Genomic DNA, 22,015 nt, shown 5'->3' on the forward strand with positions numbered 1-22,015 from the left:
GTGAAGAGTGATTTGTAAACAATTTAGGAAGGTTAAACGATTATTTGCCGTCGATTATGATGTTTTGTAACACATGCAAGCACTCTCACTGGGACGTGTAATCCAGGGATGGGGCGACAGAAACGGGTGAGGCTCCTCTGTCGCAGTGAAGGGCGTCATCAGGTCGCGGGTTGGTAGAAGTCTTCTTGCGTGTTGAGCAGTTTACGTATCAACAGTTGTTGATTCGCCAGCAGCCGGCCATTGTGGTCATTGAGCTTTTTGCAGCGAACCACACTGTTTTCCAGCGTTTGCCACTGATCGAGCAACTTCTCTGAAATGGCCGTTGGCAATTTGTTGGCCAGCCGTTTCAGATCGTCCGTACTGGCCTGTAACCCAAAAGCGCGCAGCAGTTGCACACGTCGTTCGGCCCGGCCACGCAGGGTATCCAGCAGTTGCACCTGCTGTTCATTGTTGTGATGGATCGCCGGATTATTACGGCGAATCAGGTTGCTGTGCTGCTCCTTAAGCAACAGTTCCATCTGTTGCCAGGAGACGACATCCTGATTGATGTCCACAATCAACTGGCGGACGCGCTCGGTAGCGTTGCTCACGTCTGCTTATCTCCCACTTTGATAGAAGTTCATCATGTCGTCGGCGAGGGCGTCGGTGCTCACGGCAAACTTACCGCTGTTGAGTTGCTCCATGACGTCAGCCACTTTGGCATGATCAATATCGGGAAACTGACGTAGCTCATCGGCCAGGGCACGAGCCAATGCTGCGGATACAGGGGCATTCACCGGCACGTCGGCAGGGAACTCTGCGGGGGGCAGAGTGAACGGCGCGTCATGAGATCCCTTCGTCCCGAGCTTTTGATCGTTAGCGACGTTTGCTGGCGCGTTGACCTGCTGGGGAATGTTATTTTCACTTGCCGCGATCTCAGACGCTACCTGCGTTTGTTTCGCGTAGGCACTCTGAAGTGAGTTCTCGGGAAAACTCCCGTTTGGTGATGTAATGTTCATAATTAAGCCACTCTGAACAAGCTGACGAAACGATATGCTGGTTGGCCCCGACAGAACCCACGTAGCACTCTGGTTAAGTCAAATAAGCGACCGTTTTACGGCCAGACTTTAGCCATGATCGCATTTTTTACAAAAAATATTCAATGTCTCATTCTGTGTGGCGCGGCGTTGGGTCTGACAGCGCGTGGAGTAATTCATATTCCAGCCAGTCGGCAAGACCCAGCCAGTCTTCGCGCTCCTGACAGGCAAGGACAGCCTGCATTATCTGCGGTAACTGGCGCTGCGCCGTTGGCGAAAGCGAAGGAAGTAGCGGAAGCAACGATTTCATCAGGGGCGGAAGCGCCATTGCCGCATCCAGAGACATGCCCAGGCGGAACTGATGTGCAAGATTCGTGATCTGTGAGGCGATGGTCATGCGGTGAACTCCGGATGGTAACGGCAATCGGCAATCCTGGCGCCTTCCCGACTGCCGTTCCAGAAGCGAACCTCGGGATGCGCGGCAATATAGCGTTCAAGCTGAATACGATAACCCGTAAAGCTGATGTTGGTACGGATGCGCTGATCATGCCCATTCAGCACCCAATGTTTTGCCTGTTCCAGCGTGGTATTCAGGGCGCCGACAGCCCAGCCGGTATGGGTTTCCCCGCCTGGAAAGGCAAAATCGGCACCTAACAGGGTAACGTCCCGACAGCCCATCCTCACGGCGAGATCGACGGCGGGATGAATCACGCTTCCTCCCGAATAGAGCTGAGCCTTTGGCTGCGACTTACACAGCGCCTGATAAAGGGGACTGCTGGAATAAGCGGCCAGCCGTTTTCCGCGCCAGGCCATCAACGTTCGGGTGGGGACCAGAGGGAAATACACCAATCCGCAGTCTGCGGGCGGAAGTTTCTCTTCATCAATCAGGTGGTCGATGGAGACAACCCAGTCCGGTTGGATGCCATGAGCAAACAGCGCGCGGCAGGCGGTGTCGACCGCAATCAGCAACGGTCGTTCCGCCAGGCATTGCAGCGCCTGTAATCGGGGCAGATGCGACTTCAGCGTGGGGCCCGCCCCGATAACGAACGCCTCGCGACCGGGGGCGCTGTCGAAGAGCGAGGCCACATCACCGTCTTGTTTTAGCAGGTGACGATTGTCGGCAAGCCGCTGTCGCAGTGCCGGGAGGTGTTGCGCGTAACGGCGATTGGTATGAGGAAGTGATATTTCCCTGATGAGGCGGTCACGTATCCCATTTGCCGCCTCTTCCGCCAGGCGCATCTCGGCAGGCAAGGCAAAGAAGGGCAGACGGATCTCTTTTTCGTCGCCGGCCAGTGCCAGGCTGAGTCTCGGGTCCTCTAGCCAGTCCTGGTGATCCAACAGCGTCAGGGTCAGCAGGAACAGGGCGCGGTTCATGATGAAGACATTGAGGTGTTTCAGGGTGGGACGTTGCAGCAAGATGCGCGGCAGGCAGCCAAGCCCAATGCCGTAGACGTTGAGGTCCGGCTCTACTGGCAGGCTATTCGCCTGCTGCTGCGCCTCATTTTCCCGGTTGTGGCGACTGGTGAGTTGGATCCCGTCGACCAGCAGGGTTCCGCAATGCCCTTCCATGATGCTTGCCGATGACAGTGGCTGCGTCTGGCTTAGCAGGGTTGCCAGCGCCGGCCAGCGGCGGGCGATGATGGCGAGATGTTGGGTCAGGCGTGCGTCAGACATCGTTTATTGCTCTCTTTAAAACCATGTTCCCCGAAAGGACTCCACCCGATGGCGAGTGGGCGTTGAGATAAGCAATAAACATGCCGTTTTAATTCTGAGGATTCTCCATCGGTGTCTCATTGAGGATCAGCAATTGGCCGGGGCCAGAGACCGAAGCGGAAATAACCTTTCCGCTTTTTTCATTTTTGATGCTGATGGTTTCCCCTTTCTGTCCGTCCTGTAGGGCCGTCCCCTGCATGGAAATAGCCATCTCACCTTCTGCCAGCGTCAGACGCACCTTGTCGCCTTTACGTACCAACAGAGCCGCTTCAAGCATTCGGTTTCGCACGGGCTGTCCTGCTCGTAGCGAGCGTTGGGGACGACGCCCAATGGCCTGCTCCGGGGAGATGAGCACATCGTCCATCTGGGGCGTGAGCAGGATCTGGGTAACGGCCAGGTCGCTTGCCTGTAGGTAGTGCTCTTGTGCAACTGCCACCCGCGCCACGACGACAGGCATCAGAACAGAGATTTGGCTGCGGGTCGTAATCATCCAGCCTGGGGAGTCAGGGCAGCGTAAACGCAGGGAGAGTCGGCCCACGGGGAACTTAACCGATGAGTCTTCTACCTGGTATGGCTGACGACAGGGAGGAAGTTTACTGACCGCCTCAGGGATGATGACCTCGATTTGCCAATGGTAATCATGCCAGTTAACGCGCTGCGCATGCTGGGCAAAGCGTTGTTGCCAGTGATCGTGAACAAATTGCTTCAGGGTATTGGGATCGACGCCGGGTGTTGGCGCGGTGCGCCGGGTGGTCGACTCCACAGGCGCGGGTTGTGTTGGCAATGCCGTTGACGCAAGGCTCTTCCCACAGATCAGTAATAACGCAACGGCGAGAAACAGCCACATCACCTGCGTGGGTAATTGCGCGCCCCGACGGCAGATACGGCAAAAATTAAATGTTGGCCCGAAAATTGCTTTGTGCGTATGTCGTTTCATCTCTACTGAACTGTAAGGAGGAGGATGGATGGGAATTAGCTTCGAAAAAGCGCTTGGCATTCATCCAGAGGCGCTCAATTTTCGCGTCGAGCGTAGCAGGGTCCTGGCCAGTAATCTAGCCAATGCTGATACCCCCAACTATGCGGCACGGGATCTGGAGTTTCGACTCGCCGTCCCCGAGGGACAGGGTTCCTCCCCGGATGACATCGTCGCCCCCATTCCGGCCATGAGCATGACGCAGACCGAAATGAACCTGAAATATCGCCAGCCTTATCAGGTGAGCCGCGATGGCAATACGGTAGAAGCGGGTATCGAACAGGCGAGGGTTGCCGAGAATTCGATGGATTTCCAGACCAGTCTGGAGTTCCTCAACAACAAGTTTAACGGACTCGCGACGGCCATCGACGGCAAATAATCATTCAACATTAGCTAGATAAGACGAGACAGAAACACGCTATGTCCTTCGGAAAAATTTACGATATTGCGGGTACGGCCATCAACGCGAACAGCCTGAGGCTCAATACCATTTCGAGCAACCTGGCCAATGCCGACGCAGTCAGCGGCAGCGAAGCCGGGGCCTATCGCTCCCTGAAGCCCGTATTTAGCACGATTTACAATGATCCCACGCTGCATGTCACCGAGCGTGCCGCCTCAGCTGGCGTCGGGGTGATGGGGATAGTTCAGGCCGATCAGCCCGTCCAGAAGCGTCACGAGCCGGATAATCCGCTGGCAGACGCAGAGGGCTATGTCTACTACTCCAACGTCAATGTGGTGGAGGAGATGGCTGACATGCTTGCCGCCTCACGTAACTACGAAGCCAACGTCGAGATGCTGAACCAGGCTAAGAGCATGCAACAAAGCTTGCTGCGTCTGGGAGATAGGGTCTGATGAACCTGGCCGCATTCAACCCGGTCAACACCTATCCGGGTAATCGCTTGCCGGGCGCCCAGAACATGCTGTCACAGGTCAACGGCATGGTCGCCCCCATGAGTGCGCCGGGCACCCAGGCCGCAACGCCTCCGCCGACGGCGGCTGTCACTGAATCCACGACGGAGACCCCGTCTGAGCCTGAAGATGACACCAGTTCTGAGGAGACGACTCCACCACCTCAGGTGGCCAACGTCTTCGTCGACCTGATGCTGGCGCAGTTGACCTATCAGGACCCGACTAACCCTGTCGACAGTACCGAGTTTGTCACCCAGATGGCGATGTTCGCCCAGGTCACCAGCATGGAGTACATGCGTATGACGATGAACGCGCTCTATGCGGTGGCGGAAAACAACCTGGTGGTCTCGACTGAGCAGTTGATCGGCAACACCGTCACAGCGCCGGATGACACCGTGACCCTGGGGCCCGATACCCTACTGGAAGGGGAACTGATACTGGATAAGGACTACGACAACGTGAGCATCCGGATTTATGACGAGTTTGACGCGGAAGTAGGCACTGTCACGCTGGGACCACAGACGGCGGGCGAAAAACAGTTTGTGCTGGATGGCAACGTGCTGGGTCTGCCCGAAGGCGAATATCGTATTGAGGCCGAGACGGTGATCGGCGACGAAATTAGCACTACACCGACCTACTTTAGCGGCGTTGTGAACTCCGTGACCCTCAAAGGGCAGGAAGGGTTGATGCTGGATGTTGAAGGTGTCGGCATGGTGCCGTTGTTTGATATTTCGAAGATTAGCGCTCCTCCCACGCAAGGTGGAGACGAAACGACAGAGGGTAAAAGACTATGAGTTATGCAATCTCGGTAAGCGGTCTGAATGCCGCCAGCCAGAGCCTGAATACCATCAGCATGGATATCGCCAACGCCGCAACCGTGGGCTATATGGAATCCACCACCACCTTCTCGGCGCTGTATGCGGGGGGCCAGGCGGCGGGGGTATCGTCGGGCTATACCACCCAGAACTTTTCTGCACTGGGCACCACCACCTTCACCGGGCGCGACCTCGATATGGCCATTACCGGGGATGGCTTCTTCATCACCCAGGGGAGCGACGGCCAGGTCTATTACACCCGCGCGGGTAACTTCCATCAGGATGAAGACGGCTACATTGTTGACAGCAACGGCAATCGGGTACAGGGCTACCCGGTCGATGCAAACGGCAATGTCATGACCGGTCAGTTGGGCGATCTGCAACTGGATAACGGCTCAATGCCTCCCCAGTCAACCACCGATGTGGATCTGGGTATGAACCTGGATCAGAACGCAGAGCCGATCGACCGTGCGGCCACTACCTTTGACCCCTCCGATCCCAACAGTTATCACAGCACCAACTCGACGGTGGTCTATGACTCAATGGGCAACCAGCATACCGTCTCTCAGTACTACACCAAGACGGCAGACGGCACCTGGGAAGTGCAGGTCTATGTCGATGGTCAGGATGCGAATAGCTATTGCACGCCTGCCGGGCCACAAACCCTGCAGTTTGACGCCAACGGCAACCTGGTTTCCGGCGGCAATTTTACCCTGAGTATTCCAGCGGGCGATCCTCTGCTTGAGGGCGCCAATACGCTGACCATCGATATCGACATGAGCGAAACCACCCAGTATGCGGGGGCGTACAGTAACCAGTTGAACTCCTCCAACGGTTACCCGTCAGGCGAGCAAACCGGTGTCACGGTGGATGAGTACGGCAATATTTATGCGACCTACTCCAACGGCGAAACGATGCTGCAGGGGCAAATCGTGCTGGCGACGTTCCCGAACCCGGAAGCGCTCACCGTGGCAGACAACACCAGTTGGACGCAATCTTCGACCTCCGGTATGCCGTTGTACGGTACGCCAGGCACCGGCGTATACGGTGGTATTGAATCCCAGTCGTTGCAGAACTCCACGACCAACGTCACGGGCGAATTGGTTTACATGATGGAAGTGCAACGTAACTATCAAGCCAACACCAAGGCCATTGCGGTGCAGAGCCAGCTTGATCAAGTGCTGATGCAGGCTATCTGATGGACAAGCTGATCTACACCGCCATGAGCGGGGCGAATCGCAGCATGCTCTCTCAGCAGGTGCACGCCAATAACCTTGCCAACGTCAATACCACGGGGTTTCGCGCCGATTATGAGCGAGCCCACAGCTATGCCGTTGGCGGCGACGGCTTTTCCACGCGGCATATCGCGGTCCCGATGGGCGTGGGAAGCAAGTTTTCGCCAGGGGTGCTGGAGCACACGGGTAATGAGCTGGATGTCGGCATCCGTGGCGAGGGGCTGCTGGCCGTACAGGTCAATGGTCAGGAGCGTTACACCCGGGCTGGCAGCATGCATATCAATGAGCAGGGCACCCTGATGCTGGGACAATTCCCGGTACTCGACATGGATGGCCAGCAGATTGAGATCCCCGATTACCGGTCGATCAGCATCACTGACCAGGGACGGGTCAGCGTCGTTCCCGATTCCGGCGGCGAGGTATTGCTGGAAGTGGCAACGCTCAAAAGAGTGAAGCCAGAGGTGACGGAGCTGGTCAAAGATGCGGACGGGCTCTTCCGTCCCCGGACGGCAGCAGCCTCCCTTCCTGCGGATGATACGGTGGCGGTCGCGAGCGGTTTTCTGGAAGCCAGCAACGTCAATCCGGTCGAAGAGATGGTCGCCATCCTTACCACCAGTCGGCAGTTTGAACTTCAGGTCAAGATGATGAAAACCGCCGAAGAGCTAAGCCAGGCGTCGACGCGTCTCATCAGACCCGCCTGATAACTAATTAAGTGAGAAAGTAATGCAAGGTACCCTTTTTGTCAGTCAGACAGGTCTGACGGCCCAGGACGCCAAGATGACGGCCATTTCCAACAACCTGGCCAACGTGAACACCATCGCCTTTAAGAAGGATCGGATGGTATTCAACGACCTCTTCTATCAGAAGCAGTTCCAGGCGGGCGCGCAGATGGACTCGCAGAACCAGCGTCCGAACGGCTTGCAGATTGGTACTGGTGTCCAGGTCGTTGGCACCCAGAAGATGTTTGTGCAGGGGACAGCCCTCACAACAGGGGCGGAAACCGATGCCTCCATTATCGGCAAGGGCTTCTTTCAGATAGAGATGCCGGACGGCACCACGGCTTACTCGCGTGATGGTCAGTTCCATATCAACAGCGATGGCATGTTGGTGAATGCCTCTGGTTTGCCGCTGATCCCGCAGATAACGATCCCGGAAAATGCCACCGGTATCAGCATTGGCACCGACGGAACCGTTTCGGCGGTGGTCGCGGGTTCTGCTGAGCCGGAAGAGTTAGGGAACATCCAACTGGCCAGTTTCGTCAACCCAGGCGGCCTGGAGCCTATTGGTGGCAACCTCTTCATCGAGACGCAGGGCTCGGGCGCGCCCAACGAAGGTGTTCCGGGCGAAGATTATTTTGGGATTATCAAGCAGGGGACGCTGGAAGGCGCCAACGTTAACGTGGCGCAGGAAATGGTCGACATGATCGCCACTCAGCGAGCCTATGAGATGAATGCCAAGGTGATGACAGCGGCCGACGAGATGCTGCAAACCCTCAACCGGATGCTGTAAGGAATAACATGAGTAATAGGCCAAAATGGTGCGCCATAGCGGTAACGGTGCTGTTGATGCAGGGCTGTACATTGCCCTCGCTTGACAAAAAAAAACAGGTGGAAGAGGAGAATTACGCGCCTCCTCAACTGACGCCCCAGCCAGTCACGTATGCGAGCCAGGGCACCCTGTACAACCGTAGCTATGTTATGACGCTGTTTCAGGACAGACGTGCCTACCGGGTCGGCGATATGCTGACCGTCACCCTGGATGAAAAAACATCGTCCAGCAAGCAGGCCGACACCAGTTATGGCAAAAACAGCGATGTCTCCGTAGGGGCCGATGCGAGCAGCAGCTCGTTTAGCCCGAAGAACTTCAAGGGCAGTCTTAACGCGAATCGCGACTTCGATGGTAGCGCGCAGAGTTCCCAGAAAAACTCATTACAGGGCGCTATCACCGTGGTCGTTGCCAGCGTATTACCTAACGGTAATTTGCATGTACGGGGCGAGAAGTGGCTCAAGCTTAATCAGGGAGACGAGTATATCCGTCTGAGTGGCCTGGTGCGCGTTGAAGACATTGACGGTTTAAACCGTGTCTCCTCCCAGCGTCTGGCGGATGCCCGTATCAGCTATTCCGGTGAGGGCACCATGTCCGACAGCAACAATCCGGGTTGGCTGACCAAGTTTTTCTATAGTCCTTTGAGTCCATTCTGAACATGAGACAGAGCATACGCATAGTGCTGTTATGTTGGCTGACCCTGTTGCCCACGTTCGCACAGACCAAATCCACGCCGTTGCTTAATCTGGTTGAAATCGGCGGCGAGCGGAAAAACCAACTGGTGGGTTACGGACTGGTCGTTGGTCTGGACGGATCAGGGGATCGCAACCAGGTGACCTTCACGGCGCAATCCATGAGCAACATGCTGCGCCAGTTTGGGATCCAGGAAGAGGATCAAGCCAAAACCAAAAACGTCGCGGCAGTGTCGATCCATGCTGAGATCAGCAATGTCACCTCTCCAGGCCAGCTCATCGACATCACCGTCTCCTCGGTGGGGGATGCCAAAAGCCTGCGGGGAGGCACGCTGCTGCTGACGCCACTCTACGGCGTGGACGGTGAAGTCTACGCCTTCGCGCAGGGCAACCTGGTCGTCGGGGGCGCTTCTGCTGAAGGCAGCGATGGCTCCAGCGTCACGGTGAATGTGCCGACCGTCGGCAGGGTTCCAGGCGGTGCGGTGGTGGAGAAAGCGGTGCCTGCCAGCCCCACCGGGAATGCTTATGTCAGCCTGAACCTTAAAACCCCCAGCTTCAATCTGGCTCGCAATATCGAAGGGGCGATTACTGCCCGCTTTGGTGGCGGGATCGCCTCGGCCTACAACGCCGGTTCGGTGCGGGTCAAGGCGCCGAGTGACCCCAGTGCCCGGGTGAATTTCCTGGCGATGCTGGAAGAAATTCAGGTTAAGGAAGGGCGCCAACGCCCTCGTATTGTCCTGAACAGTCGGACAGGTACCGTGGTGATGAGCGATACCGTTTATGTGAAAAAGGCGGCGGTCACGCATGGCAACCTGACGGTGGCGATAAGCGAAGATACCCGGGTCAGTCAACCGAATGCGCTGGCAGGGGGAACGACGGAGAGGGTGCGCCGTTCTACGGTAAACATGACCGAAGGACAGTCACGGATAACCGTGATGCCGGAGGGAACGTCGCTGGATAAGATTGTTAAATCGTTGAATGAACTGGGTGCCACCGCCAGCGATCTGATGTCCATACTGCAAGCGCTGGATAAAGCGGGCGCGTTAGATGCTGACCTCATCGTCATATAACAAGGTGAACAAAATGAAGTCTATCGAGCAATCCGAGAGAGCCTACTACGACCTGCAATCCCTCAACAAGATCAAGCAGGAGAATCCGCAGGAGGCTCTGGAGCAGGCGGCTTCCTTGTTTGAGACGCATTTTCTCAAGACGGTACTCAAGCATATGCGCGACGCAACCGATGCGCTGGCGGCAGAAGAGTCGCCGTTTTCAAGCGATACCCAGCGTTTTTATCGTGAACTGGGGGATGAACAACTCGCTCAGCAACTGGGTGCCCAGGGGCAGTTTGGTCTGGCCGAGATGCTCGTCAGACAGTTCAGCCAGACTCAGCAACAGAACTCTCTGACGACGGCATTTAAGTCGGCAGAGAATAATGTCGCCCTTAAAGGGAAAGAGGACGCAGCTGGCAGGGCAGTAGAAGAAGGTTTGAATGACTATGCCAGCGTGTCTCTCATGGATGCCAGCCAGGACCATCCCTTTATCAACCGAGTGGACAGCGAGAGTAAAACATCATGAGCAACATGACGCAGATCGGAATGTCCGGCTTGCAGGCATCTCAGGCCTGGCTGAACGTCACCGCCAGTAACATCGCCAATGCCAGTACGCCGGGTTACAGCCGACATACCCTGGCGCTGACCTCCAATGCAGACGGTACGGTGAGTATCGATGGCGTACAGCGGATCTCCGATCAGTATCTGGTGGCGCAGGCCTGGGATGCCGGTACTGAAGTGGGCTACAGCGGCGCGTATGCGAGCTATATGTTGGCGCTGGAAAACACGTTTGCGACCGACGGCGGAAACCTGGGCATGGGATTAGACGGCTATTTCGCCGCGCTCAGCGCCTGTATGGCGGACCCCGGCAACACGGCGCTGCGCGAAGATGTGCTTAATGCTTCCCGTGAGCTGTGCAACCAGATGCATAACATCAATGGCAACCTGGAAAATCAGCTCGAACAGGTCAACAAATCGATGCAGGCGATGGTGAGTGAAGTGAACTCGCTCACCCAACAAATTGCCGATTTAAACATGCAGATCCAGGAAGGAATGGCATCGGGACAGGATGTTAGTGCTTTGCAGGATAAGCGCGATGTTGCGGTGCTGCAGCTCTCTGAAATGCTCGATGTCAGCGTGATTGACTGTGGTGACGGCACTATCCAGGTCACGTTGCCCCAGGGACAACCGCTGGTCAGTCAGGGTGAGGCCGCGACGCTCGGTTTTACCTCCGGCACCCAGCCCTCCGATGGCAAGCTGGAGCTGCATTTTGGTGAAGATGTCTATTATCTCAACCCGGATATCGGCGGCGCTCTGGGCGCGACCTACGAGTACTATCAGGAAGAGCTGATTCCCGCACAGGCTTATGTCGACGAGTTTGCTCAGGAATTCGCGGACGCGATGAATAGCTGGCAAGTGGTTGGCTATGATCTCAACGGCAATCCGGGTAAACCGATGTTCACCTATGATCCGGCCGATCCGGCGGGAACCATCGCTCTGGCCGAAGGATTTACCAATGCGGATCTGGCTTTTGCGTCCTCGCCGACCAGCGGCGCCGGTGACAACAGCAACCTGCAAAACATGCTGAACGTACAGAATCAGGCCTTTGTGTTTGACTCACTGGGGGGCGGCTCTTACACCTTCAACGACAGCTATAATGCGGTCTACAGTCATATCGCAAGCGCGGCGTCCAGTGCTCGTGAAGCCTACGAGATGGCGCTGACCACCATGGAACAGGCCTATTACTCCTGGTCATCGGTCAGCGGGGTCAATATGGATGAGGAGGCGATGAACCTGATGACGTATCAGCAGAACTATGTCGCCAATGCGCAGGTGATTGCCACCAGCGATGAGTTGTTTACCACTGTTCTGAACATGTTCTAATGACGGTCTCTCCGGCCTGACGGCGGGAGAGGCGTTCGACTATCTTGCGAGAAACTCCTATGCGTGTCAGTACCAACATGATGAACACGACCATGTACAGTGCGATGGTCAAATCAAATGTCAGTTACTACGAGACAGCGGCGAAGATGGCCACCGGCAACCGTTTGTTGCGCCCTTCTGATGATCCCCTGGCGGCCCGCGCCATTCAGGATCTGCGCCACAGTGAAAACCAGATCAACACCTATATGGACAACCTCAACAATCTGGAGTCCATTTTCATGTCGGCCGACAGTTACCTGACGCAGATGAACTCAATCTGTGATCGGGTCACGGAGATAGCGATCAATATTGGTTCTGGTACGGCCTCGCCGGAAGAACTGGAGGCGTATGCGGCCGAACTGGAAGAGCTTAACGAGGCGCTGGCGATGCAGTTCAATGGCACCTCGCCGACCGGTTTCTATATGTTTGGCGGCAATGTCACCGACGAGCCCCCGCTGGTGGAAGAGACCGATCCGGCGACCGGAGAAACCACCTGGGTTTACAAGGGCGATAACGGCACACGTCCGGTGCCGGTGGGGGAGGGGACCAGTATCGACGCGGCCTTCAGCCCGTTTGATCAGCTTTTCGGCAGTGGCAATGACATCTTCAACACCATTGACGATACGGTAGAGATACTGCGCGATCCTAACGCGACTCCGGAACAAATTGCGCAGGCGTCAGATGATCTGCTGACCGCCGTCGGCGATTTCCAGGATGCGATTAACATGCAGCTTGCCGAGTTGGGGGGACGCATGAACATGGTTGACGACATGCAGCTTTCTCACACCGATGTTTTGATGTTTAACCAACAGCTACAGGGGCAGTTTGGTGACCTCGACTACGCCCAGGCGGCGATGGAACTCACCGAATCGGCGGTCGCGCTACAAGCGGTACAGAAAACCTATCTGGACATGTCTCAGATGAATTTATTCCAGATGATGTAATGCATGAAGGTTGCTAATACTTCCCCACGTACCGGCCCGCTTGACGGGCTTCAGAGGCGTCGTTTTACGACGCCTCTGGGTTCTCCTGTTACACAATCACGAAAAGGCCCGGAACTGGAGCAACTGCCCGCTCCGCTATTACGCCCCCTTCCGGGACGCTATGATTTACACCGTTTTTGGGCACAGGTGGGTTCTCTGCAACAGCAGGCGACGGCGGTGCAGATCACCTTGCGCGCGCTGTTGTTGGTCAGACAGGGGCTGCGCGACATGTTACAGCTCTTCTCTGCCATCAAAGAGGCCGGCACCTTCAAGGGCTGGACGAACCAGCTACAAGAGCAGAAGCGGTTAGTGGCCCGCATCCCGTTCCAGACGCACTATCGTGGCCTGCGCCTGTTGACGCAGGGGATTCGCCCGGCATTGCTCGGTTATCAGGATATCCGGGAGTTCTCCATTCCTGGCCTGAACCTGCTGACGCCCGCAGGGCGCGATGAGCACCTTGAGCTGATATTGCTGGGGGGACGTCCGGTGCGCGCCGGCCTGAGTATTAAAGGAGATTCGCAGCTGGATGTGCGTATTCGCCAGATTGGTCGCGCCTTTGCACGACTGGGTATCCGCTCGCGCCCCGGTGAAGAGAGCGGGCTGGTGTTTAGTGTGCCTATTGAGCAATGGAAGGCGGTCAACGGGCAGCTGTACGTCCGGGGGGGAGGGGTTCGTATTCCGACCGGGGAGCCGATTAAATTGCAGCTGGAACCCGATATCTCCTGGCGAGAAATTGGCCTCTGGAAGTTAGGTAATGAAGAGGATCTTGTGCTGGCTGAGGGGCGAATCGTTCGCCTGGGCCGCGAGATTGAGTCGCACTTCTTCCTGTTGCAGCAAATGCAGAGTCAATGGATGGGGCAATTGCAGGCGCAACCCAACGACCTGGGAACGGCAGAACTTGATTCACTGATGACCGAGGTGATGTCCTGTTTTGCGAAGGAGTCGTCTCATCCGCTGGTGCTGTTTACGACCCAGGCCAATGTTCAGCGGGGAACCGTACAAAACATCCTCGCCGTCGGGGAGCGCTGGCGAGAAGAACCGTGATAGGGGGCGGAAATAAAAAGCCGTGAGGCATTACCCTGTAAAGACAACATGCTGGTTTTGCGAATAATTTCGTCTTGAATCAGCAAAATGGATATACCTGAAAGTCAAGGCGTTGAAGCGCCACCCTGAGTCCGGCTCGAAAATCGATGAGACGTTGACGGCTGACCGGGGCCGCCCGCAGGGACGCGGGCGGAGGGGACGGCCAGACGGGATGCAGGCTCGACCCCGACGCGAAAGGCGGACGGCATAAGACGAATGTATCGCGAACGCCGGGAGCCAGGGCTGCAAGGGAAGCGGCGGCGAGCCTCCCTTGCACGTTCACAGGTAAAGTGGCTTCAGAGAAGCAGCGGACATAAGGTGAACGTCAACCTTCGCCAGAGTGAAAGGTTCTCCCTCATTCCTTTACTGACACGTATTCGCCGTTATCGCGTCCCTTTCTTCCAGAGATGACGCTTTAAGCCCGTAGAATCACGTCTTCATTATCCCGGGTGTATATAAACCGCTTTTCACCACTCAACCTGCCGGTGTGGCGGCGGGAGAGGCGGGAGACGGAGCTCCTGAGGGAACCTGGGCAGCGCTGTTTTTGAACATCTTCTTCAGCTCTTTTTCCCCTTTTTCGGTCAGGATCAGTATCTCAATTCGACGGTTGACCGGATCTAACGGATCCTTACCCTCGATGGGCATCGTGTCGGCATAACCCGCCAGTTGGATCACTTGTTCCTGCTTCATGCCATTTTGTGACAGCACGTGACGCGCCGTGATGGCACGCTCTGTAGAGAGCTCCCAGTTGGAATAAAACGCATTGTTGAGCGGCGTCGCATCGGAGTGACCACTGATCATCACCCGATTGTGGATCTTCGCGAAGGCGGGGCCAAGTGAGCGCAATATCTTCACAAAATAGCTGCTCAGTTCCCGGCTACCGCTGGCAAACAGCGGCTTTTTGGCCTGATCCTGAAAACGGACTCTTACCCCTTGCTCAACCACTTCGATGACGACGCTGTCGCTGACTTTCATCGCCTGGATAGTGCTGGAGAGATCGGCTGCCAGTTGACCGAGCTGTGCCTGCGATTCGTACCAGGACGCTTGTCTGGCGAGGGCCTCTTTGATTTCGTCCTCGTTTGCATTCTCAGGCGTCTCTTTCTGATCTTCTGTTGAGGGTAATGAAGCGGTCACGGTCTCCTCCAGCACCGAGTTACCGCCAGCCCCCTCCAGCAACGAGGAGGAACCGTCCAGTTCCACTATCTTGTTGCTGGCCACGGCTTCCGCCATCTGCTTGCGCTGCTTTTCCGTCGTCGCCCCCATGATCCAGAGGACCAGGAAGAGCGCCATCATGGAGATGGCGAAGTCAGCAAAGGCGACCTTCCAGGCTCCGGTATGTTGACCACTGCTCACCTTGGTCACCCGTTTGATGATGACCGATCCTTTGCGTCTCTTATCAGAATCGCTTTTCTCGTTCATCGCGCCCTGGCCTCTTCAATCCAGCTTTCCATGACGGAGAAGGTGGGTTTGTATTTTTCCGGGATCATACGGCGACCGGCGTCAATCGACATCAACGGAGATTTACCGGCAGCGAAGTTGATAAGCACTTCACGGCAGGCGTAGAGCAGCGTCATATCGCGCTCCACCGTCGCTTTCATGGCTTCGGACAACGGACTGAGCACGCCGTAACACATAAAGATACCGAAGAAGGTGCCGATCAGCGCGCCGGCCACTTTGAGACCGACAATGACAATACCGGCATCGATATTACCCATCGTGATCACAATCCCCAGTACCGCCGCCAGAATACCAAAGCCCGGCATGGCTTCGGCAATCGTACCAATTGCCTGGGAGGCGGAGAGCCGTTTTTCGGCGATAGCGCCAATCTCTTTGTCGAGGATCGCTTCCAGTTCGTATCCTTCGATTTTGCCCATTGAGAGCAAGCGCAGGTTGTCAGTGAGAAAAGTCACCAACTGGATCTCATCCAGAATCAGCGGATATTTAGCGAAGAGCGTACTTTCCTGCGGGTTTTCAATGTGTTCGTCCAGGTACTTGAGCCCCCGGCGCTTGGTGTTTTCCAGCACTTCCATGGTCAGCAGGATAAACTGTTGGTACAGGTCGCCATCATCATGTTTTACGAAGGCCCGCTTGCATTGCGTGCAGATGTTTTTCAACACTTCCTTGTCGTTGGCCAGCAGCATGGCGCCTAACGCCGCGCCCAGAATGATAATGTATTCGGCGGGCTGCCAGAGCATGCGGATCGCGCCACCCGCAAAGATATAACCACCGATGACGGCGAGCAGCACCACGAGGATGCCTACAAATTTTAACATCAGGACGACTCCATTTCATTTTGTAATACCGCCTGCAGACGCGAGATGGCCTGCTTATGCAACTGGCACACCCGGGCCTCGGTTCTCTGCATGACGACGGCAATTTCTTTCATATTCAGCTCATGCTGGTAGTAGAGGCTCAGCACCAGACGATCGGGTTCAGGTAATTGCGCGAGGGCCTGTGCCAGCCAACGTTGTTTTTCCAGAGGTTCTGTGGTGTCGCCACCGGCGGGATGACAATGCTCACCCTGCTCAAGCAGCGTCTCCAGGCTCTGTAAGGCATTCGCGTGGGACTCCTGTTCCAGCGTTCGCAATTCGTCAAGGGTGATCCCCATTTCTGCGGCCAGTTCATCGGGTTTGGGAGGGCGGCCGAGATGTTGAGTCAACAGGCGGGTCGCATCGTTGAGGCGATGAGCCTCCTGGCGGGCGCCGCGCGAACGCCAGTCGAGTCTTCTTAGCTCATCGAGGATGGAGCCTCTGATCTTCTGTTTGCAATAGCTGATAAATCCGGCATCCAGTTGTCCTGGATAGCGGCGCAGCGCATCCAGCAATGCCATCAACCCGAGCTGGATCATGTCTTCTCGTCCCATAATGGGACCCGCATGACTGTGTAACTGGTTGACGAGTTTGTGGACGAGAGGGAGATACTGCCGAAGCAGATCGCTTTCAATATGTTTGCGCTCCTGAAACTGTTCAAAGAGCGCGGCATCGTGGCTGGCAAACATCGACATCACGGCCACCTGTTATTGCAAGACCATCTTACTGAGTTTCACATCCACCAGTTCGAGGTTGATCTTGTACCTGGCAAGCGCCACCACGAACGCACTCTGAAGATCCTTTTGCAACGTGTTGAAATTTTTCATTTCTCTGAGCTGGCCGAATGTCTTATCGGAGAACGTCTCAACAATGATATTGCGCAGCAGAGGATCCAGTTTTTTTAGGGTCGCGACGGTTTTGGGATCGAAGCTGGTCAGTACGACATCAAGCTGAGCGTGATGCAGCCGGGTTTCGCCCGTCTCAGGCAGGGTCAACAGTACCTTTTCGATGGTGTAGATCTGCAGTTCAGGTTGCTCTTCGCTCTGGCTGGACTCAGACGCCTCCCCCCACTTCTGTATCCCTTCCATCCCACCGAGAAAGACATAACCACCAACGCCAGCCAGTAACACCAGAAGAAGGCCGATAATAATATTTTTTGTCATGGATAACTGTCTCGTTATAAAAGGAAAAGAGGATAATCAGACATAGGTGTCCAGATGATAGTCAGAGGTCGTCGCGAGTGAGCGCGCCTTTGGCTCATCGTGCCCTTCTACGGCAGCGGCAATCTGTTGATCATCGTGGCTGTTCTTATGGTCGCCGGTTTGCTCGCCGTGCTGGCCGATGTCGACATCGACCTGGCTCCAGGACTGTCCTGACAGCAGATCCTGACGCAGCCTGTCACTTAATTGCAGCAGTTGATCCCTGACTGTCGGGTTGGTTGCCGATATCTGGATAAAGACTCTGTCATCTTCCGTTCGCACCTGAAGGTTGAGTTTGCCCAGATCGGGAGGATCGAGACGCAACGTCGCCTGCTTTACACCAAGATGGTTCTGTACCCGCAGGCGATCCACCAGCGGTGCCAGCATTTGCTCTGCCCACAGGGAAGGCTGCCTGTCCAGGGTCAGAGGAGAAAACTCATGTCCGCCCGATCCCGGAATGGGCCGATTCGGGACGCCGGTTGCGGCGGGGAGTTGAGGTTGCGTCTGGCGTAGTTGAACCTGGGCCGTTAACGCGCTCAGTTGTTCGCCATTTAAGGGGGCGGTACTTAACAGAGAGAGCAATTGCGAGTCTGTCCGGGGCTGGGTCAGGAGAGCTTGCGTCTGTAGCGGAGCCAGGGGGGCACCATTGGCGAGTTTGCCCGTCTGATGCGGCGCTTGCTGCTGGAGTTCGCCAACGGTCAGCACGGTGTTTTGCTGCATGCGTGCAGGGGACTGCGCCTGCATCCCCCGCAACTGCGCAATCAGGGCTTCGCCCTTTGGCCGTGTCGCCAGTGCATTCTGCAATGTGGAAAACACCTGCTGCACCTGCGCCATGATGGCGGGGTCCTGGGGTTGGCGTTGCCACAACTGGCTTGCCGTCTCCATCAGCCTGGCGGGTGCCTCTTTGTTCCCCTGATCGTGGGCGCGGAGCGCTTCCAGCATGTCATCCAGTCGGGCGAGCAGGTCCGGTTCATTCTCTGCGATTTTGCGCAGTTGTTCGATCTCCACCATCAGGGAGTCCACGGCAGGGGAACCCGTGTTGTTCTCAAAGCGGAAAGGGGCCCCTGGTCTTGCCTGGGACAAGGCAACGAAACTTCCGGGGGCAGGGGAAGCCTGACTTCCGTAGGGCAAACCTGGTGTGGGTTGAATCACTGCTTTTCTCCTCCGTACAACTGAACTTCGCGATAGGTGCGTTTGCCTTCCCGCAATTCACTGTCTCCACGCAGCCGTTCGCCCAGCCATGCCTGGCGGGCTTCCAGTTGGGCGATGATCTGCCGATGACGAGTCTGCCATTCGGTCATGGGCAATTGGTTTTTGAGCGCGGGTTGATTCCGAAGACGGCGTAACAGCTCGGCAAGCTGGCCATCCAACTGGATTAATGCCTTCCACTCACGCTTTGCCGCCCTCGCTTCCATGGCGGCGAGCAACTGCTCGCCATGTTGTCTGATACGATCTATCACGTGGTACCTTCCCAGCCTTCCTTGAGCGGAATAATCACCCGGCGTACCTCTTGCAGAGGCTCGGCCTGATTGCGCAGATTGACGGTCAGCAGGCGACGACTGCAGAAGTCGTAGAGCTGGTGCAGGGTTTCAGCCAGCTTCCCACCGTTTTGGATATCCAGGCTGGCATCCAGCACATGCAGGATCTCCAGGCACTTACTGATACTGTCGCCCTTGCGGTTGAGCTGCATGGTGGCGATATAGTTTTCGATATAATCCAGCTCATCGAGCAGGTGATCGAGCAGGATGACGACCAGCTGTTGTGGACTGGCGGCGGCGATTCGGGCCGCTCCGGCATTCTGCCGATAGGCGATTAGCGGGTTGTCATTGTCAAACATGGCGACTCCTGTCTGGTTATTGGAACATCGCCGAAGTGGCGTTCATGATGTTGATGTACTCGGTCATTTCAGTGAATTCTTTCAGGTATTGCTGGTAGACCTTATCCATACGGCGATCGAGCGCGTCCATATCCGACTGGATGCTGGCTTTTTCTTTGTCCAGACTTTGCTGGGCGTTGTAGATGGTGCCGCTGGTCGCCGTGTAGGTGTAAACGAGATCATCGATTTGCGTGGCGACGTCTTTGAACAGGGCGGCCACATCTTCGGGGTTTTCGGTGAGCGCGGTTTGCAGCTCTTCCGTATCCAGCGTCAGCTTGCCGGTGTAGGGATCGGAGGTAATGCCGTAGTTGGCCATCATCATGCCGTCCGGGCTGACGGTGTAGAACGTCTGCTTGATACTGTTCTGGATGCCGCGTGCCGAGCCGTTAGCATACAGCGCGCCTTCCGGGGTGTTCACATGGGTGGTGAACACGTCGATCATCGCGTTATAGCTGTCGACAAAGGCTTGTACATCAGCGGTGATCGCTTCGGTGTCCGGTATGACATCAATCGTCAGTTCGCCCGGTTGGGTGACGTTGATGGTGACACCGGGGATCATGTCGCTGATGGTATTGCTCTGGGACTCATACCGGATGCCGGTATTTTGACCGCCGTACCAGACAATGGCGTTTTGCGCCTGGCTCAGTGTTTTCTGGGTGACGGACGGGTCGGAAAAGCTGATGGTAAACCCGTTATCAACGCCGGTGTCATCGCTGGTCACTACCAGGTTGTAGTTGCCGGTATCATCCTTCAGTACCGAGGCCGATACGCCTAAATCATCGCCCTGGGCATTGATGGCATTAGAGAGCGACTCGACGGTGGGCGGGTTGAGCGTGCTGGTATCAATGACCAGAGATATTGGGTTGCCATCGGCATCGGTGCCGTCAATTGTCAGAGTACCGGCGGGCACATTGCCGCTGGTACCAAAGTTGAGCGACTCCTGCTGCGCCTTGGCGACCTGCTCAACATAGAGTTCATGGTGACCGGGGATAGCGCCCGCGCCCGTTGATACGGTCGCGCCGGAGTTTTCCGGTAATACCGACGCTTTGGTGGTATTGAAGCCGTCGTTGTCCGCATAGAGCGCTTTCGCTGCCGTCTGGACGCTGGTAATGGCGGTTTCAATTTCTCCCCAGGCGGCGATCTGAGCGTCCACATCGGCCATCTGGGCCTGATAGCGCTCATCGTAAGGCGCCCGCTCAAGGGCGGTGAAGTAGCTGGCCAGATAGGAGGGGTTGATCATCGTATGTATATGCCTCTCAGTGAGCGCTGAATATCGTAAAAGCAAAAATCGTGCCGATTTTCATAAAAGAAATGCCGCCGTAGCACATTCATGCCCATCACAAAAAAATGGACTGCCAGGGCAGTCCATTCAGTGAGACGGTAAGCCAGATAATTAGCCGATCAGGTTCAGGGCCAGGCCACTCATCGATTTGGCGTTTGCCATTACCATGGTGCCGGACTGCTGCAGCATCATCTGCTTGGACATGTTGGCCCCTTCTGCCGCGAAGTCGGCATCCATGATTCGCCCTTTCGCCACCTCCGTGTTCATCTCAACGTTCATCAGGTTGCTCTTGGTGTGCTCCAGGGAGTTGATGTACGCACCGGTGGAAGAACGGGCAGCAGAAATGGTGTCGGAGGTTGAGCTCAGGCCGCTCAGTACCGCCTGGGCGCTACCGCTGCCGGTCAGGGTCATGGCACTCAGGCTAGCGATTGAAGTACGCATAGAGCCAATTTCTGGGGCGACATTGACGCTGATGGAGTCTGCAGAACCGTTACGGCCAATCTGTACGTTAATAGAACCGGCGGCCAGCGTATCGAACAGGTTGTTGCCTGCGTACTGGGTGTCGGTCACGATACGGTTCGCTTCATCAGCCAGTTTCTGGAACTCGGAGTCCATCGCTTCGAGGTCTGCGCTGGAGTTCGTGCCGTTCGATGCCTGGGTAGCCAGTTCGGTCATACGGTCGGTGATGCTGGTCAGTTCCGCCATCGCCTGGTCAGCGGTCTGCAGCATGTCCTGGGTCTTTTCAATGTTACCGATACCGGCGTTCATACCGACCATATCGGTGTTCATGCGGTTGGCGATGGTCAGGCCCGCAGCATCATCCTTAGCGCTGTTGATACGATAACCGGTGCCCAGACGCTCCATGGAGGTGTTCAGGGATTCGGTGGACTTGGCCAGGGAATTCTGCGCTACCAGGGAGGCGTAGTTAGTTTGAATAGAAATAGCCATAACAATATTCCTTATAGAGTGCTAGCTGAAACGTAATACGACATTACGCATATCGAAGAAGGGTCCGGCTGACCGTGCTACCCGTCCATTTAGAGAAAAAACGACAGCCTGGCGGCGTAACTTAAATGGCGAACCATTTTTTTATTTGGGCAGGTCTATAACGACGAAAAAGAGGGGGGGATGGAGTCAGGCTGAACAGTTAAGCGTTGGCAAACCGAAAAGCCATGTGGCATTTACCCGGAACGGACAACATGCTGATTTTGCGAAGGGTTCCGTTCACTTCATGTGCTTCGCTTCTCTGGCATTTCATGTCCCGTGAACGGGTTAAGGGAGCTATCGCCGCTCCCTTGCAACCCTGGCTCCCGGCAGGAAAATTGCCGCTTCGCGGTTCCCCTCCGTTTATTCCTCCAGGCTACCGGGTCGGGCGCGAGGTAACGTCCCTGTAAAACGCGCCCTGAACCCGCA

The 22,015-nt window shown here is 56.0% G+C and carries 26 protein-coding genes; 12 read left to right on the forward strand and 14 right to left on the reverse strand.

All coding sequences use genetic code 11. The features are described from left to right. Positions 1-158: 158 nt before the first annotated feature. The 5 genes from CJP72_RS14320 to flgA form a co-directional block, all read right to left on the reverse strand. The gene (locus CJP72_RS14320; RefSeq protein WP_162382032.1) at positions 159-590 is read right to left on the reverse strand and encodes a flagellar export chaperone FlgN; all 432 of its coding nucleotides are present in this window, start codon (positions 588-590) and stop codon (positions 159-161) included. Positions 591-596: 6 nt separating this feature from the next. After that, positions 597-998 carry a flagellar biosynthesis anti-sigma factor FlgM gene (locus tag CJP72_RS14325; protein ID WP_162382033.1) on the reverse strand — a complete coding sequence of 134 codons (402 nt, stop codon included), beginning with the start codon at positions 996-998 and terminating at the stop codon, positions 597-599. Between the two features lie 148 nt (positions 999-1,146). Further along, positions 1,147-1,413 (reverse strand): hypothetical protein, encoded by a 267-nt coding sequence (locus tag CJP72_RS14330; RefSeq protein WP_162382034.1) that lies wholly within the window; start codon positions 1,411-1,413, stop codon positions 1,147-1,149. Further along, entirely contained in the window at positions 1,410-2,690 is a 1,281-nt protein-coding gene (locus tag CJP72_RS14335) for a motility associated factor glycosyltransferase family protein (RefSeq protein ID WP_162382035.1), read from the reverse strand. Before CJP72_RS14335 ends, CJP72_RS14330 begins: the two co-directional genes overlap by 4 nt. Positions 2,691-2,778: 88 nt before the next feature. Continuing rightward, positions 2,779-3,666: a flagellar basal body P-ring formation chaperone FlgA gene (gene flgA, locus CJP72_RS14340; RefSeq protein ID WP_162382036.1), complete on the reverse strand. Its 888-nt coding sequence runs from the start codon at positions 3,664-3,666 to the stop codon at positions 2,779-2,781. Positions 3,667-3,694: 28 nt separating this feature from the next. Here flgA and flgB point away from each other — a divergent pair, with 28 nt between their 5' ends. From flgB to CJP72_RS14400, 12 genes are read left to right on the forward strand one after another with little or no spacing between them, the layout of a single operon-like run. Beyond that, positions 3,695-4,081: a flagellar basal body rod protein FlgB gene (gene flgB / locus CJP72_RS14345; protein ID WP_162382037.1), complete on the forward strand. Its 387-nt coding sequence runs from the start codon at positions 3,695-3,697 to the stop codon at positions 4,079-4,081. A gap of 41 nt (positions 4,082-4,122) precedes the next feature. Further along, a complete protein-coding gene (flgC, locus tag CJP72_RS14350) occupies positions 4,123-4,554 on the forward strand; it encodes a flagellar basal body rod protein FlgC (RefSeq protein WP_162382038.1) in 432 nt (143 codons plus the stop codon). Then, complete coding sequence (locus tag CJP72_RS14355; RefSeq protein WP_162382039.1) at positions 4,554-5,405, forward strand: flagellar hook assembly protein FlgD; 852 nt, start codon at positions 4,554-4,556, stop codon at positions 5,403-5,405. Before flgC ends, CJP72_RS14355 begins: the two co-directional genes overlap by 1 nt. Continuing rightward, complete coding sequence (gene flgE / locus CJP72_RS14360) at positions 5,402-6,625, forward strand: flagellar hook protein FlgE (RefSeq protein ID WP_162382040.1); 1,224 nt, start codon at positions 5,402-5,404, stop codon at positions 6,623-6,625. Before CJP72_RS14355 ends, flgE begins: the two co-directional genes overlap by 4 nt. Beyond that, positions 6,625-7,362, forward strand: coding sequence for a flagellar basal body rod protein FlgF (locus tag CJP72_RS14365; protein ID WP_162382041.1), 738 nt, complete (start codon positions 6,625-6,627; stop codon positions 7,360-7,362). The genes flgE and CJP72_RS14365 overlap by 1 nt, the downstream gene beginning before the upstream one ends. A 22-nt stretch (positions 7,363-7,384) precedes the next feature. Next, positions 7,385-8,170, forward strand: coding sequence for a flagellar basal-body rod protein FlgG (flgG, locus tag CJP72_RS14370; RefSeq protein WP_162382042.1), 786 nt, complete (start codon positions 7,385-7,387; stop codon positions 8,168-8,170). Between the two features lie 8 nt (positions 8,171-8,178). Beyond that, complete coding sequence (gene flgH / locus CJP72_RS14375; RefSeq protein ID WP_162382043.1) at positions 8,179-8,862, forward strand: flagellar basal body L-ring protein FlgH; 684 nt, start codon at positions 8,179-8,181, stop codon at positions 8,860-8,862. Positions 8,863-8,864: 2 nt separating this feature from the next. Then, the gene (locus CJP72_RS14380; RefSeq protein ID WP_162382044.1) at positions 8,865-9,968 is read left to right on the forward strand and encodes a flagellar basal body P-ring protein FlgI; all 1,104 of its coding nucleotides are present in this window, start codon (positions 8,865-8,867) and stop codon (positions 9,966-9,968) included. A 13-nt stretch (positions 9,969-9,981) separates the two neighbouring features. Beyond that, complete coding sequence (locus CJP72_RS14385; RefSeq protein WP_162382045.1) at positions 9,982-10,473, forward strand: rod-binding protein; 492 nt, start codon at positions 9,982-9,984, stop codon at positions 10,471-10,473. Between the two features lie 5 nt (positions 10,474-10,478). Beyond that, positions 10,479-11,831 (forward strand): flagellar hook-associated protein FlgK, encoded by a 1,353-nt coding sequence (gene flgK / locus CJP72_RS14390; protein ID WP_238340076.1) that lies wholly within the window; start codon positions 10,479-10,481, stop codon positions 11,829-11,831. Between the two features lie 59 nt (positions 11,832-11,890). Continuing rightward, positions 11,891-12,814: a flagellar hook-associated protein FlgL gene (gene flgL, locus CJP72_RS14395; protein ID WP_162382047.1), complete on the forward strand. Its 924-nt coding sequence runs from the start codon at positions 11,891-11,893 to the stop codon at positions 12,812-12,814. A gap of 3 nt (positions 12,815-12,817) precedes the next feature. Continuing rightward, the gene (locus CJP72_RS14400; protein WP_162382048.1) at positions 12,818-13,897 is read left to right on the forward strand and encodes a hypothetical protein; all 1,080 of its coding nucleotides are present in this window, start codon (positions 12,818-12,820) and stop codon (positions 13,895-13,897) included. A 513-nt stretch (positions 13,898-14,410) separates the two neighbouring features. On the opposite strand, the gene CJP72_RS14405 is transcribed toward CJP72_RS14400, so the two are convergent. From CJP72_RS14405 to CJP72_RS14445, 9 genes are all read right to left on the reverse strand, one after another. Then, positions 14,411-15,355 (reverse strand): flagellar motor protein MotB, encoded by a 945-nt coding sequence (locus CJP72_RS14405; RefSeq protein ID WP_162382049.1) that lies wholly within the window; start codon positions 15,353-15,355, stop codon positions 14,411-14,413. Further along, positions 15,352-16,209, reverse strand: a complete 858-nt coding sequence (gene motA / locus CJP72_RS14410) for a flagellar motor stator protein MotA (protein WP_162382050.1) — start codon at positions 16,207-16,209, stop codon at positions 15,352-15,354. Before motA ends, CJP72_RS14405 begins: the two co-directional genes overlap by 4 nt. After that, positions 16,209-16,940, reverse strand: coding sequence for a FliA/WhiG family RNA polymerase sigma factor (locus CJP72_RS14415; RefSeq protein ID WP_162382051.1), 732 nt, complete (start codon positions 16,938-16,940; stop codon positions 16,209-16,211). The genes motA and CJP72_RS14415 overlap by 1 nt, the downstream gene beginning before the upstream one ends. A gap of 12 nt (positions 16,941-16,952) precedes the next feature. Beyond that, the gene (locus tag CJP72_RS14420) at positions 16,953-17,408 is read right to left on the reverse strand and encodes a flagellar basal body-associated FliL family protein (protein ID WP_162382052.1); all 456 of its coding nucleotides are present in this window, start codon (positions 17,406-17,408) and stop codon (positions 16,953-16,955) included. Positions 17,409-17,444: 36 nt separating this feature from the next. Further along, positions 17,445-18,596: a flagellar hook-length control protein FliK gene (locus CJP72_RS26120; protein ID WP_162382053.1), complete on the reverse strand. Its 1,152-nt coding sequence runs from the start codon at positions 18,594-18,596 to the stop codon at positions 17,445-17,447. Beyond that, on the reverse strand, positions 18,593-18,904 hold the full coding sequence (locus tag CJP72_RS14430; RefSeq protein WP_162382054.1) for a hypothetical protein: 312 nt from the start codon (positions 18,902-18,904) through the stop codon (positions 18,593-18,595). Before CJP72_RS14430 ends, CJP72_RS26120 begins: the two co-directional genes overlap by 4 nt. Next, complete coding sequence (gene fliS / locus CJP72_RS14435) at positions 18,901-19,281, reverse strand: flagellar export chaperone FliS (protein WP_162382055.1); 381 nt, start codon at positions 19,279-19,281, stop codon at positions 18,901-18,903. Before fliS ends, CJP72_RS14430 begins: the two co-directional genes overlap by 4 nt. A 16-nt stretch (positions 19,282-19,297) precedes the next feature. Further along, complete coding sequence (fliD, locus tag CJP72_RS14440; protein WP_162382056.1) at positions 19,298-20,560, reverse strand: flagellar filament capping protein FliD; 1,263 nt, start codon at positions 20,558-20,560, stop codon at positions 19,298-19,300. Between the two features lie 153 nt (positions 20,561-20,713). Next, positions 20,714-21,550: a flagellin N-terminal helical domain-containing protein gene (locus tag CJP72_RS14445; RefSeq protein ID WP_162382057.1), complete on the reverse strand. Its 837-nt coding sequence runs from the start codon at positions 21,548-21,550 to the stop codon at positions 20,714-20,716. Between the last annotated feature and the right edge of the window lie 465 nt (positions 21,551-22,015).

It is taken from the genome of Citrobacter sp. NCU1 (assembly GCF_010231475.1).
Classification (GTDB): Bacteria; Pseudomonadota; Gammaproteobacteria; order Enterobacterales; family Enterobacteriaceae; genus Citrobacter_D.